Raw genomic sequence first — 13,432 nt, forward strand, 5'->3', positions numbered from 1 at the left:
CTCCATCGCAGATTTTTAAAAGGACTCTCTAAAAAACTCAGGAATGACAATGAACATAAATGCAACCGCAATGCCGATCAAAACACCCAGAACCGCTTTCTTTTTCGGCGGCATGCCTTGTCCCGCCGTTTCACTCACCGGCTCTGAATTGATGACGCCGGCTGATTTCAGATTCAGCTGTGTATTTTTCAATTCGTATAAAAATCTTTCCTTATCCACTTTGGCATCCGCGCTGACGGTTTCTCCTTCAAGTGCATCAATGCTCTGCCGGACCACTTTTGCCCGTTTCTCAAACAGCTCCTGATCATTCTTCAGAAAAGTCTTCATGACGGCCTGAAACACCGATTCGGTCTCCTGCTTGTTTTGATCGCTGTAGCTGACCGTGATCAATGAATCTGATTGTGTTTCGACAGTCAGTTTACTTTTCACGGCCGTCCTTTCTTCGTCTGTTTTGTCAGGCAGAGCCTGTTTTAAAAAAGCATCGCTCGTCAAAAGGAGCGGAATTTCTTTTGTGTTGTTATAAAGCGGATGATCATAGTTTCCGGCGGCAATCGCGGCTTCCGATGTGAAACTGCTGCTTCCGGTGATTTTTGACGGCAATAGATAACCCGCCGCCCCCAGCACTACGGGCAGCGCAATGATCCAAATGATATTCTTTTTGATACGCCGGATTATTCTTGTCAACATATCCTTCATCTCGCATCTCCCTGTTTTTCATAGTACGCCGTAACGGCAGGCTCCTTTTGTAAACGTCTCAGAATATTGACCGCCGCAATCACGAGTGAGAGAAATACCCAGTGGAAAAATAAATTTGATACGGAGCTTGGGCTGATGCTGCTTACCAAAAAACCGGCCATTGCCGTGATGAGTCCTTCTGTGATCAGTCTTGACTGATTTTCCGATTTTCTTTCATGGCATTTATAAAGTGTCCAAAAAAGGTACAAATAGACTGTCAAATAGCCGAGCATCGCAAGCACGCCGAAGTTCGCCATAATCTCGACGAGCCAGTTGTGCACCTCAACTACGCCGCCCGTATCATAAACGGGCTCGGCTTTTAAATAGTACGAGACGTTTCCGGCACCCACTCCGAACCCCCAGGAATCAATTACGTAGTAAAAGGCGTTCTTTAAAAGATTCGCCCGCGCGAGGTTCGATGGAAGCGGGTGCTGTCCCGGCATCGTCTGCGGAGCTGAAAACAGATTCAAGACGGCATTTGTGATACGGCCCGCAAATAAAACCGCAAACAGCGCAGCACCGGCTCCCGCTGCGTACAGCGCGAGTTTTTTCAGCAGGGACGGCAGCAGGATAAAGACGTATACAGCCGTCCCCGCGCATATGCCCAGCAGGCTCGCGCGCGAACCGGTCAACATGATTAAATACAAAGCGCTGATCGCAAAGAGCAGGCTGACGGCTTTTACATAGCCGTTTTTCATATTTTTCACCGCCGCCGCGTACAGAAAGAAACTGATGCACAAAAATGTCGCAAAATCATTTTGATTAAAGAAAACGGACGTCGGATAATGCTGTTTGTACTGCGGCCCGTTATAAAGCGTTGAGCTCGGCAGTTGGTGGTGAGTAAAATGGTTGTAAAAGCCGATCGCCATCACAAAAATGGTCATCACAAGCCAGATGCCGTAAAAAACCATCAGCTGATCAAAGCGCTGAATAAACATGACGATGAGATAAATCAAAAACATGCCCATCGCCATTAAAGCTAAATATTTGATCCCGTACGTCACGGATTTTGCCCACAATAACGATATGAGACCGTATGTAAACCATAAGGCGAAAAACATCAGGATGCCTTTTACATTCACCCGATTCCATCTGTCAATATGATGACGGTTTGTCAGGATGCCGGCGATGTGAAGAGCGCCCGCTCCGATTAATAACAGCCGGTATATAAATAAGCTGAAAAACCCGAGATGGATCGCAAAGAAGGCCTGATTTAAAAATGTACACGCGATCAAGACATAAATGAGCCCCATAAACATCTGACCGTTTGTGGCAAAGGCCGATAGCAAAGCAAGACCGGCAAACCCAATCATGGCGGCAAGCAGCATCACGGTGATTTTTCCGAAGCCGGCATCCGCCCTGACCGCCTCCAGCATGATGAATCCTCCTGTAATGACAGCGGCAAGCAGCACAAGAACATGTGCCGCTGAACGTTTGATACTCACATGGCAAACCCCTTTCCAAAACCGGCAGCCGAGCCGGACTGCCGAGAGCCTGAAGACAAATCTTTTTCTATCTTGCCAGTTCTTTTATTTGCCGATCGGCATGAACCGCCGGACGTCCGACGGAATGATAAGTGAACCCTGAAACCCGCATATATTCCAGCGGGAACATATTTCTGCCGTCAATGATGACCGGCTGTTTGAGCAGCTGCTTCGCCCTTTGAAGATCCATCTCCTTGACTTCCGGCCAATCGGTTGTAATCAGGCATGCATCCGCATTTTTGATGGCGCTGTACAGCTCTGTGTAATAGTCAATGCCGCCGTTTCCTAATACCGCAGACGCTTCGGGAATCGCGATCGGATCATATGCTTTTACGTGAGCGCCCTGCTCTATAAGACGCGGAATGATATCAAGAGCCGGGGCGGAGCGGACGTCATTTGTGTGCGGTTTAAAGGCCAGCCCCAGTACGGCCACGGTTTTCCCTTTTACCGAACCGATGGCGCAGTTTAATTTTTCCGTTATGAGAACCCGCTGCTTCTGATTGGTTTCAATGACGGCTTCCATCATTTGAAACGGATATCCGGCGCTGTTTGCGATATGCAATAAAGCCGTTGTATCTTTCGGAAAGCAAGATCCGCCGAACCCGATGCCCGCCTGGAGAAATTTATTCCCGATCCGGCTGTCGAGTCCGACGCCTTCTGACACGTGAGAAATGTCCGCGCCGACACGTTCGCAAATATTTGCGATATCGTTAATAAAAGATATTTTGGCGGCTAAAAAAGCATTTGCGGCATACTTAATCATTTCCGCGCTTTCAAGATTGGTCTTAACGATCTTCGTACGGAACGGCTTGTGAAGCTCTTCAATAACCGAAGCGGCATGTTCGCTTGTGGCGCCGATGACCGCCCGCTCCATCTGCATCGTATCCCGCACCGCCGAGCCTTCGCGGAGAAATTCAGGATTTGACGCGACATCAAACGGATATTTCCCCTTCGACGCTTCGCTGACGATTTGGTAAACGAGCTTTCCCGTCCCGACCGGAACGGTGCTTTTGCTGACAATGATTTTGTATCCGTTCAGCTGTTCCCCGATTGTTTGCGCCGCGGCCTTGATATAGGTCAAATCGGCTTCACCCGTCTTTGACATCGGTGTACCGACGGCAATATAGATGATATCAGCGGCTTTCACAGCCGGCCCAATCTCTGACGTAAAGGATAACCGCCCGGCACTGACATTTTTTTCAGCTAATTCCTCAAGCCCCGGTTCATATATCGGGATGACTCCGTTTTGCAGGCTTCTGATTTTCGCTTCATTGATGTCACAGCAAGTCACATGATGGCCGATTTCCGCAAAACAAGTTCCAGATACGAGACCTACATACCCTGTTCCTAATACAGCGATTTTTTTCACAGCTTCATCCCTCTTTCGAAAGGTTCTCCTCTTGCCCGGCCCGATTCATGACGGTCCGGTATTTCTCTTTCAGCGCTTTTGCGTTTTGGCTTGCGTCAAAATACATGCGGACGGTTTGATAAAGTTCTTCGGCTGTTTGCGTTGTCCATGCCTCTCCTTTTTCATATTGCAGGATGGATTCCGCCAGCGTTTCGGGTGAACCCGGTCTGATCAGCAGCCCCCGGTGTTTACCGAATAAAGAAGCCACTCCTCCGACATCAGTGCAGAGCACCGGCACCTTCAGAGCAAGCGCCTCAATGACCACAGTCGGCATGCCTTCGCTGTAGGACGGCAGGGCCATGATATCCGACGCCAGCAGATAGTCCTGTATCTTGTCATTCGGCACTTGCCCCGTGACGATGTGAGCGGCTTCCCGCAATGAGGCTGCGGCGGGTCCGTCACCGACAAAGACGGCTTCAAATCTTTCATCCAATGACTGAACGGCTTTTGATAAGTCGAAAACGCCTTTCTCTTTGACAAGCCTGCCGATGAACGCGATCAGCTTTTTATCCGGAGGAAGGCCGAGCCGTTTTCTGATGGCTTCTTTCGTCTCGTTTCTTTTTTGGAAGGCGTCAAACGTGATGCCGATCGGAAGCACGCTGCAATCCGCTGCGCTGATCTTCTTCATTTGTTCCCGCAGACTGCCGCTGACGGCATAAATATCGGCAGCCTCCCGCACCGCAAATGTAAATGCGCGATGAGCGCTTTTGCTGTAATGCGGATAGACATTGACATCGCTGCCATGCAAGGTCAGGACATACGGAATTCCCAGAGCCTTTGACACAATGGCGGCCGCTCCGCCTGACGGCATGGCGAAATGCGCGTGAATCAGATCAGGCTTCAGGCCGTTCTTTTTGATCGCAGAAAGAACCGATGCCGCCATTCTTTTATGCGGCTGCGCCCATTTCAGCTGCCCGGGGACCGCCTGATAAAACGGCCGGTGTACGGACACGCCTTTCCGCCATTCATGCGCAGGCCTTATATCCTTTTGCCGATATGTCTTTTTCAGCAGCCGGAATGGCGCGGCGAGTTTCGGCCGCGGACAGATGACGGTCATCTCCGCGCCAAGCTTGCTCAGTTCTAGCGCCTGTGTTTCATGAAAAACGCCTTCCCCCGGCTTTTCACTGCTCGGATAGACACTTGTCATCCACAATACCTTCATAGCAAACGCCCTTTTCTTAATTTACTTTTCATCTGCGGATAAGCTTTGATTAAAAGAAATAAATAACACAATGCGCCGCAGGCTACTGAGATCGCCAGACGCAGCTTTACATCAAGGCTGATCCGCTCCGTTCCGAGGCTGGCTGTAAAGGCGATGACACCCATCGCCGCCGTAAGCAGAAACGGTTTGGCCACGGCTTTGAAGTAAGCCGACAGCCGCAGCTTAATGACATATGCCAACAGCCAGCGGCCGATCAGGAAATTCAAGATGCTGATGAATGCGTACGTCCAAGCTACCGTCAAGAGATTTCCGGACAGCACGGCAGCGTACAATGATGCACCATACAGCAGCATCACCCCGGCGTCCCAATAAAACGCCAGATCGGCCCGCCCTTTTGCCAGCAGCACAGATCCGTTCGGGTTCATCAGGACCCTTAAAATCCCGACAATGGCGAGAACATTTAAGACCGGGACAGCCGCAAGCCATTTTTCTCCGAATACCGAAGCCACGAATGCATCCGACACTGAAACCAAACCGAGCAAAAGCGGAAAGGATATCAGCGCGAGCATTTTGGTCATATTGAGAAAGCCTTCTCTGATGGCGCTGTTTTCATGCTTGTTTTTCGCAAAGACGGGAAACGCGACTCTTGTAATGATTGGATTAATTTTCAATACCGGAAGCGTGACGATCTGATAGGCCAGATTGTAAATGCCAAGGGCCTCGGCGCCGATAAAACTGCCGATCAGAATCATATCAATATTCGCCCCGAGCCGGTTCACAAGCCGGGAAGACAGCTGAAAGGCTCCGAAAGAAAAGAAGCCTCTCATTCCCTTCAGATCAAAAACGAACGACGGACGCCATGTTTTTCTGCAGGCCATCCAGTACAGAATCCCTTTCGACGATTGCAGCAGCACCTGGGAAATCACATATGCGAGAATCGGGTCCGTATAAAAAACCGCAGCCGCCAAGTAAACGAAGGACAGCACATTTGAAAAGATTTCAATTTTGCTTAACGTGTTAAATGCCAGCGCTTTTTGCAGCATATACTGATATTGCTGACCGATCGGTGCGATTAAAAACATGACGGCCAGCACGCGGACTAAATAGTCAAGCTCCTCCCGCTGATAAAAATCAGCAATGAGCGGGCTGCTGAAAAACAGCAGCGCAAACAGTGCAAGCCCCGTTATGATATTCAGCCAGTACAAGGAAGACATCTGTTTTTCAGTGACATGATCTTTTTGAATGAGCGCGGCGCCAAACCCCATATCAAGCGCAATTTGGGCAAACACCGCTACCGTTGTGATCATGCCGACAAGGCCGAATTCAGCCAGTGACATGACCCGCCCGAGCAGGGCAAATTGAACGATTTGAATAACCGTAATACACGCTGTCGAAATACTTGTCCATTTGGCGCCGCTCAAAATTTGATTTGTAATACTAGGCATCGTTTTCCCTACTTTTTGTCTGCTGACCAGAATTTTTATCGTGCCCCGTCACCGGTCCAGATTACTTTGCACGTTTTGAGCATAATCTTCAGTTCCAATGAAAAGGTCAGGTTGCGGATATAGTATAAGTCAAACATCAGCTTTTCCCTCGGTGTCATGTCATATCCCCCATTGACCTGCGCCCAGCCGCTTAATCCGGGCTTAACAGCCAGCCGCTCCGTAAATCCCGGGATTTCTGCCTGAAACTGTTCCGTAAACACGGGCCGTTCGGGGCGAGGGCCGATCAGGCTCATTTCTCCCCGAAGCACATTTACCAGCTGCGGCAGCTCATCAATACGGGTCCTTCTGATAAAAGCGCCGACCTTTGTCACGCGGGGATCCTTTTTCAGCGCCCAGACCGCACCCGATTTTTCAGCATCTATTTTCATAGAGCGGAGCTTATACAAATAAAACGGCTTCCCGTTTTTGCCTACCCGCTCCTGCTTATAAAAAGCCGGGCCGGGCGACTCCAAACGAATCAGTATGGAGAACAGGCCTATTATCGGAAGCGCCGCCAAAAGCCCCGCAAGCGCAAACACAATATCCATGAATCGCTTAAAAGCCAAATAACGGGCCGTTTTTTCCGTTACGGCAGCGGAAGTCCCCTGCCGCACTGCATAGTTATTATTTACATTCATGCTTTTCTCTGCTCCCACTGACACACACCTCACGATTTGTTGGGATGTTTGATGACCTATGCCGTGAGTTTAGCAGATGGATGTTAATTGGAAGTAAAGGAAACGTTAATGTTTATTAGAATGTTTCGATTATTGTTTTTTTATTGTAAATCTATTCATATCCATATTTGAGTCAAAGCATAATGAAAAAATAAAAAAACAGACCGGTATGAATCGGTCTGTTTTAAATGGAAAATATTATCTGAAATAGGAGGAGACGCCTTGGGTGATCCCCGCCGCGAGTCTGTCCTTTTTCGTTGATTGTTTTAAAATATTGGCATCAATCGGGCTTGTGACAAAACCGGTTTCTAACAAGACACTCGGCATTTTAGAATACTTAATGACGTAAAATCCGGCAGTTTTCACACTGCGGTCACGCGTGCCGAGAGCAGAAACCATTCTCGGCTGAATATTTTGGGCAAGTCTCAGACTGTTTGCGGATTGGTAGGTTGGATCATAATATGTCTCCGTACCGTTTGCACTGCTGTTATCATTCGCATTTGCATGGACGCTGATGAAAATATCGGCGTTCGCCTTCGCCCCTTTGTTCACTCTCTCCTCAAGCGAATCAAAGGTGTCGCCCGTCCTCGACATTACAGTAAGCGCACCCGCACCGTATAATTGATTGTTTAGGCGTGTTGCGATATCAAGGTTCACATTTTTTTCAAGCAGGCCATTGCCCGTTGCTCCTGAATCCTGGTAGCCGTGTCCCGGATCAATAAAGACCGTTTTGCCGACAACTGGATTTTTAAGCTGCGATGCCGCATTGTTGCTTAAAGATGATGCACTCCCTATGACGGTGAAGCTGGTGATGCGTTTACTTCCGATATACGTCCGGACGTCCTTTGACAGACTGTCCCCATTCGTCATAAGGTGAACTCTTCCCTGTTTGGCACTTAAAACGCCTGCGACAATGGTATCCGGCTCTTTAAAACCATTGGTAATAAACGTATAGCCTGTGCTGAGGCCTGTCTTTTTCGCAAGATTCACAGACAGGTTATAGCGGTTTTTGCCGCTGACTCTTGAAGGGTTCGGCAGCTTATTGTAAAGTGAGCTGCTGATGCTGCTTGTCCCGCCAATGACAATCGTATTTTTAATCCCCAGGCTTTTGATCGCATTTGACGTAGATCCATTCAGTGTTGAATCATTGGTGAATAAGATCGGATATTTTTTAGCGGACGCATAAGAAATCGCAGCCATTCCATCTGCATCAACAAACCCGTTGACCACAAGAGCTGTAGAAGATCTTGTCATTTCACCCGCCACTTTTGCGGCTGTGGCATATCTCGTGCTCCCGGATAATCGTTTGACACTGATGCCTAATTTAGCAATTTGATTTGCGGTATTTTTCGAAACGGCAGGTGTGCCGCCTACGATAATCACATTTTTCGTTTTTAAATCAATTAATCCCTTTTTTGTGCCCGCAGACAGCTGATCTTTATTTGTAAACAGCAGCGGCGCATTTTTTTGATATGCAAGCGGCGCAGCGGCAATTGCATCGGCATATGAAGTTCCGCCGGTGATAATTACCGTTTTCGCTTCACCCCATGATTGTTTTGCCGCCAGTACAGCCGTATCATACCGGGTGCTTCCGCCTATCCTTTTAACCGTGTTGTCAGCCAAAGCGGAAGGGACAAATAGAATGACCCCGAGAATGAAAACGGGGAGGCATTTTATGATGAATTTCAATCCGATCTCCTCCACAGAAGTTTAGTAGTTTGTAAGTGCTGTATTAGGATAATAGAACGCAAGAATAGAAGTATACGGCTCTCCGGCCTCTGCCCTTTCTCTCGCTCCGTATTGACTCATTCCCACGCCGTGTCCGTATCCCTTTCCTGATATCGTGATTTTCGCAGAATCAGCGGACGCACTGGCGTATGTACTTTTAAAAGATGAAGCTCCGATCATCGTCCTGAGTTCTGACGCCTTCACCTCAAAGGACGCAGTCTTGTTCATGACATAGCCTTTCAACTTGTCATTCACATGGTATGTCACCTTCACCGCGGCGTCTTCTGCCCGCTGCCCTTTTGTTTTTCCGGTGAGCGAGAGATCAGAGATGCTTGCAATTTTTATGGAATTTGCATTGGTTTCTTTATTTTTCATCAGCCAATTTTTTATTCCGTTGAGCTGCGCAGCATTTGCTTCGTTTGTTTTGGACCACCAGGATGCGGGGTTTTTCATATCCAGACCGGCTGGCAGCTGCTGTTTCTGCAATGTTAAAGACCAGCTGATTTCCGGATCTTTTGTATCCTTTTTGGCTACTAAATACGGCACTTTTGAGCCCCATACTTCATCGCCCGCTTCAGTGTAGCCGCCATTGCTTGACGAGTAGGTGGCATCTATCAATCTGCCGGAATAAGTGAGCACTTTCCCCTTTGTTCCGTCAACGGCTGCGGTGGCGTTTGGATACCAGCTGTATCCCCCGTACACCTGAAAAGCCGTTGAATCCGCAACTGTTTGTCCCGTCTTGCTGATAGAGTAGGTGCGGGCGGCAACAGCCTGAGCCTTCAGCGCTTCTGTCGGCCAGCTTCCCGGCATTTCATTCGGCAGGACACCTTTCAAATAATCCTCAAAAGGAATGTTTTCATTTACAGGTCTTACATATTTGCCGGATTCCGCAGAAAAACTCATATTCCCCAAATACGGTTTTCCGTCAATGCTGATTGTGTTCGATGTTGAATATTTTTCAGGAACCGCCTTGAAAGACGTTTTTCCGCTGTTAATACCGGCAACGCCTAGTTTGCCGCCGGATGTTTCAATGCGGTACGTTTTTCCGTTTACGAGATAAAATTCTTTTGCGTAAGCATCCTTAACTGAATCTGCAATTGAATTCGTGCTGCCTATTAATGTATAAGAATAGGTGCCTTTTGCTTTAAAAAGGCTGGCTTCGTCGGCCGGCGTTTCACTTTTTTTGATGTATACAAGCGGCATATGATTTGCGGCGGCAATATTCGAGCCGACAACGATGTCCGCTAATTTTGTCCCGTTGGCAGCAACTGCTTTGCTTGCATCCATGCCCAGCGAAGTGACTGCATTTGCTGATATTTGATATCTGTTTGAACCGGTAATTCTTTTTGTCACTGAAGCTTTCTTTTTAATTTGATTCTCCACATCTTTGCTGACGCTTGAAGTGCCTCCCATGATGATCACTTTTTTAGGCAGATTGTAGCTCGGGAGGGAGTCTTTTTTCGTCAGGAGAATCGGATAGCCGTTTTGCGCGGCATAAGGTGCGATTGCCAGCGCATCCGTATAAACATCTCCGGTTACTACGATTGCCTGGTCATAGCTGCCCATTTCGGCCGCGATATTTTTGGACAGATCATATCTGTTTTTTCCGCTGATCCGTTTCGTGCGGCCGTATTTTTTCAATGTTTTTTCCGCGGCTGACGAAATACTGTTCGCCCCGCCGATGATTAAAATATTATCCGGGTTGTATTTTTTGATTTGCGCTTCCGTGCTGCTGCTGAGTTTTTTCGATTCAGTCAGCAGAACAGGCGCTTTCAGTTTATTCGCTAAAGGAATGACGGAAAGCGTGTCCGCAAAATAAGCATCCGTATTAACGACGACTACGTTGGACGGATTTTTCCAATACTTTGATGTCGCGGCGTTTGCTGTATCATATTTGGATGCGCCTCCCAATCTGACAACGGAAGACACACCGCTTCCCGTCAGTTTATAAGTTCCGGAGGGTTCGATATTCAGAGTCGATTTATTACCAATATAATTCGTCAGTTTTACTGAGATATCCGAACTGGCCGCAAAAGTGCTTTCCGGTAATAAAGCCAGGCTGAATATCACAGAAAAACAGACAGCCCATATTGTTTTCTTCAATTTTTATCCCGCCTTTTGCTGATCATGATGTATTATTTTGCTTTCTCGATTTCCTTGATCTCTTTTTGGCCTTTATCATTTGTGAAATAAGTAATGCTGACTTTGTCATTTTCGCTGAATTTATTCAGAACATCAGAGAAGTCGTCAGAAAATTCAAAGCTGACAGGCTGATCATCGACTTTTACTTCAATTGTGTGCGTATCCGCCATACCGACATAATATGCCGTTTCTTTTTGAGCCTGCGTTTCCGAAGAACCGCTTCCCTTCTTTGATTGATCCGCCGTTCCGCATGCTGCTAACACAACTGAAAAAAGCAGTATTAAGAACGAAGCTGCAACAGTTTTTTTCATTTTTTTCACCTCATCTTTATTTATCGTCTTATACTAACTTTTTTTTAAGGTAATTTTAAGGTCTTTTTGTAACCTTTTTTTTAAGAATTTCGTCTATTACACGGTTAGAAGTAAAAATATGACTGGGTTTATAAAGATTAGTAGATTGCATCGTGAAAGTTAATAGAAAAGGTGATGACAAATGAGGGCTGAACGAAAAAAAAAGAAGAAAAAAGTTCTTCTGACAATTGTAACGATCATCGGGCTGTTAGTTTTAGCATCAGGAGGCTACGTCTACTACTTGTGGCATAAAGCAGCTTCAACGGTGGCAAGCATTCAGGAAGACTTAAAAAAATCGGACAAACGCGACACAGATATAGATCTCGGAAAGAAGGACCCGATTTCTGTTTTAATCATGGGCGTCGATGAACGGAAAAATGATAAGGGACGCGCGGATACGATGATTTATATGACCGTCAACCCTAAAACGAATACAACAGAAATGGTCAGCATTCCGCGTGATACGTATACGAAAATCCCCGGCAAAGGTACGATGGATAAAATCAACCACTCCTATGCTTTCGGCGGGACGCAGATGGCCGCGGATACCGTCGAGAACCTGCTTGACGTGCCGGTGGATTATTTTGTGAAAGTAAACATGGAGAGCTTCAAAGATACAGTGGATACACTCGGCGGGATTACGGTGAACAGCACGTTTGCCTTCAACTACGACGGGCACTCTTTCGGAACGGGGAACATCAGCCTGAACGGTGAAGAAGCACTTGCCTACACGCGTATGAGAAAAGAAGATCCCCGGGGGGATTTCGGCAGGCAGCAGCGCCAGCGCCAAGTGATTGAAGGGATTATCGCTAAAGGGGCAAATATTTCGTCTGTCACGAAATTCGGCGATATGTTTAAGGTTATTGAAAACAATATGAAAACAAACATGTCATTCGATGATATGTGGACGGTCATGACTGACTATAAAAACGCCCGCGGCAAAGTTATTCAGCATGAACTAAAGGGAACGGGAACGAGAATCAACCATATCTATTACTACAAATTAGATGAAGCAAGCCTCGCTTCAGTCAAAAAAGAATTAAAAGAAAGCCTGAAATAATAAAAAACTCTGCATGCGATGCAGAGTTTTTTATTCTGTAAAAGGCTGCGGACGGTTTTTTCTATAGCCGTACCGATAAAGCAGTTCCTCCGCAATCCGCTTTGAGGCAGATCCGTCACCATAAGGGTTGGACGCCTTTGACATCCGTTCATATTCAGCCTGATCGGTTAAAAGCCGTTTTGTCAGCTGATACACGGTTTCCTCATCGGTGCCCGCAAGCTTTAATGTTCCTGCTTTCACTCCCTCGGGGCGTTCGGTTGTATCCCGGAGCACCAAGACCGGCTTACCGAGGGAAGGCGCTTCCTCCTGCACTCCGCCCGAGTCGGTCATAATGAAATGGGCTTTCGCAGCGAAATTATGGAAATCCACAACCTCCAGCGGCTCTATTAAATGCACTCTGTCCGAATCAGCGAAATGGGCTTCTGCGGCCTCACGTACTGCGGGATTCAAATGGACGGGATAAACGACTTGTACGTCCTCAAACTCTTCAATGACTCTTCTGACGGCCTTAAACATCTGTTCCATCGGTCTTCCTAAGTTCTCACGTCTGTGCGCTGTCAGGAGGATCATCCTGCTTCCGTCCAGTTTATCAAAAATCGGATGAAAATAATCTTCCCGCACCGTCGTTTGAAGCGCGTCTATCGCCGTATTTCCCGTGACAAATATGGAATCCGGCTTTTTATTTTCCGCGAGCAGATTCTGTTCAGCCTGGCTTGTCGGCGCAAAATTCACATCAGCGATCACGCCCGTCATCTGCCGGTTGATTTCCTCAGGGAAAGGAGAGTATTTATTCTGCGTACGCAGACCGGCTTCCACATGGCCGACCGCGATTTGATGATAAAAGGCGGCAAGGCTTCCCGCGAAAGTTGTCGTCGTATCTCCGTGGACCAAAACGATATCTGGTTTTACTTCTTGGAACAGCTTGTCCAGTTTCAGCAAGGCATGAGATGTAATTTCAGAAAGCGTCTGACGCTCTTTCATAATGTTCAAATCATAATCAGGCTTAATGCTGAATGCTTCAAGCACTTGATCCAGCATCTGTCTGTGCTGTGCGGTTACAGTCACCAGTGAATCAATTTCCGGATATTTTTCAAGCTCTAACACGAGCGGAGCCATTTTAATTGCTTCAGGTCTTGTACCGAATACGGTCATTACTTTTAGTTTTTTCAACGGTTTGTCTGCACCTCGTTTTATATGTCGGA

At 47.3% G+C, this 13,432-nt stretch carries 11 protein-coding genes; 1 reads left to right on the plus strand and 10 read right to left on the minus strand.

The features are described from left to right. Positions 1 to 15: 15 nt before the first annotated feature. The 9 genes from tuaF to AC1DN5_RS01655 form a co-directional block, all read right to left on the minus strand. Entirely contained in the window at positions 16 to 696 is a 681-nt protein-coding gene (tuaF, locus tag AC1DN5_RS01615) for a teichuronic acid biosynthesis protein TuaF (protein ID WP_045927197.1), read from the minus strand. Continuing rightward, the gene (gene tuaE / locus AC1DN5_RS01620; RefSeq protein WP_099744534.1) at positions 693 to 2,180 is read right to left on the minus strand and encodes a teichuronic acid biosynthesis protein TuaE; all 1,488 of its coding nucleotides are present in this window, start codon (positions 2,178 to 2,180) and stop codon (positions 693 to 695) included. The genes tuaF and tuaE overlap by 4 nt, the downstream gene beginning before the upstream one ends. Positions 2,181 to 2,247: 67 nt before the next feature. Continuing rightward, positions 2,248 to 3,588 (minus strand): UDP-glucose 6-dehydrogenase TuaD, encoded by a 1,341-nt coding sequence (gene tuaD, locus AC1DN5_RS01625; protein ID WP_366969827.1) that lies wholly within the window; start codon positions 3,586 to 3,588, stop codon positions 2,248 to 2,250. Between the two features lie 4 nt (positions 3,589 to 3,592). Continuing rightward, a complete protein-coding gene (tuaC, locus tag AC1DN5_RS01630) occupies positions 3,593 to 4,789 on the minus strand; it encodes a teichuronic acid biosynthesis protein TuaC (RefSeq protein WP_188154384.1) in 1,197 nt (398 codons plus the stop codon). After that, entirely contained in the window at positions 4,786 to 6,234 is a 1,449-nt protein-coding gene (tuaB, locus tag AC1DN5_RS01635; protein WP_047475795.1) for a teichuronic acid biosynthesis protein TuaB, read from the minus strand. Before tuaB ends, tuaC begins: the two co-directional genes overlap by 4 nt. 35 nt (positions 6,235 to 6,269) lie before the next feature. Beyond that, entirely contained in the window at positions 6,270 to 6,929 is a 660-nt protein-coding gene (locus AC1DN5_RS01640) for an exopolysaccharide biosynthesis polyprenyl glycosylphosphotransferase (RefSeq protein WP_188154383.1), read from the minus strand. A gap of 219 nt (positions 6,930 to 7,148) precedes the next feature. Then, entirely contained in the window at positions 7,149 to 8,639 is a 1,491-nt protein-coding gene (locus AC1DN5_RS01645) for an N-acetylmuramoyl-L-alanine amidase (protein WP_016937757.1), read from the minus strand. A gap of 21 nt (positions 8,640 to 8,660) precedes the next feature. Next, a complete protein-coding gene (locus AC1DN5_RS01650; protein WP_016937756.1) occupies positions 8,661 to 10,781 on the minus strand; it encodes a SpoIID/LytB domain-containing protein in 2,121 nt (706 codons plus the stop codon). 32 nt (positions 10,782 to 10,813) lie between these two features. Continuing rightward, the gene (locus AC1DN5_RS01655) at positions 10,814 to 11,131 is read right to left on the minus strand and encodes a hypothetical protein (RefSeq protein WP_016937755.1); all 318 of its coding nucleotides are present in this window, start codon (positions 11,129 to 11,131) and stop codon (positions 10,814 to 10,816) included. A 181-nt stretch (positions 11,132 to 11,312) separates the two neighbouring features. Here AC1DN5_RS01655 and tagU point away from each other — a divergent pair, with 181 nt between their 5' ends. Further along, positions 11,313 to 12,230, plus strand: coding sequence for a polyisoprenyl-teichoic acid--peptidoglycan teichoic acid transferase TagU (gene tagU, locus AC1DN5_RS01660; RefSeq protein WP_188154380.1), 918 nt, complete (start codon positions 11,313 to 11,315; stop codon positions 12,228 to 12,230). Between the two features lie 30 nt (positions 12,231 to 12,260). Here the strand turns inward: tagU and wecB are convergent, their stop codons facing one another. Beyond that, positions 12,261 to 13,400, minus strand: a complete 1,140-nt coding sequence (wecB, locus tag AC1DN5_RS01665) for a non-hydrolyzing UDP-N-acetylglucosamine 2-epimerase (RefSeq protein WP_099745079.1) — start codon at positions 13,398 to 13,400, stop codon at positions 12,261 to 12,263. Between the last annotated feature and the right edge of the window lie 32 nt (positions 13,401 to 13,432).

Source organism: Bacillus sp. 01N42_2 (genome assembly GCF_056399565.1).

Coding starts and splice junctions, on each gene's coding strand:
- tagU (WP_188154380.1), top strand. CDS start 11,313: ATGAGGGCTGAACGAAAAAAAAAGAAGAAAAAAGTTCTTCTGACAATT.
- tuaC (WP_188154384.1), bottom strand. CDS start 4,789: ATGAAGGTATTGTGGATGACAAGTGTCTATCCGAGCAGTGAAAAGCCG.
- tuaF (WP_045927197.1), bottom strand. CDS start 696: ATGAAGGATATGTTGACAAGAATAATCCGGCGTATCAAAAAGAATATC.
- tuaB (WP_047475795.1), bottom strand. CDS start 6,234: ATGCCTAGTATTACAAATCAAATTTTGAGCGGCGCCAAATGGACAAGT.
- AC1DN5_RS01655 (WP_016937755.1), bottom strand. CDS start 11,131: ATGAAAAAAACTGTTGCAGCTTCGTTCTTAATACTGCTTTTTTCAGTT.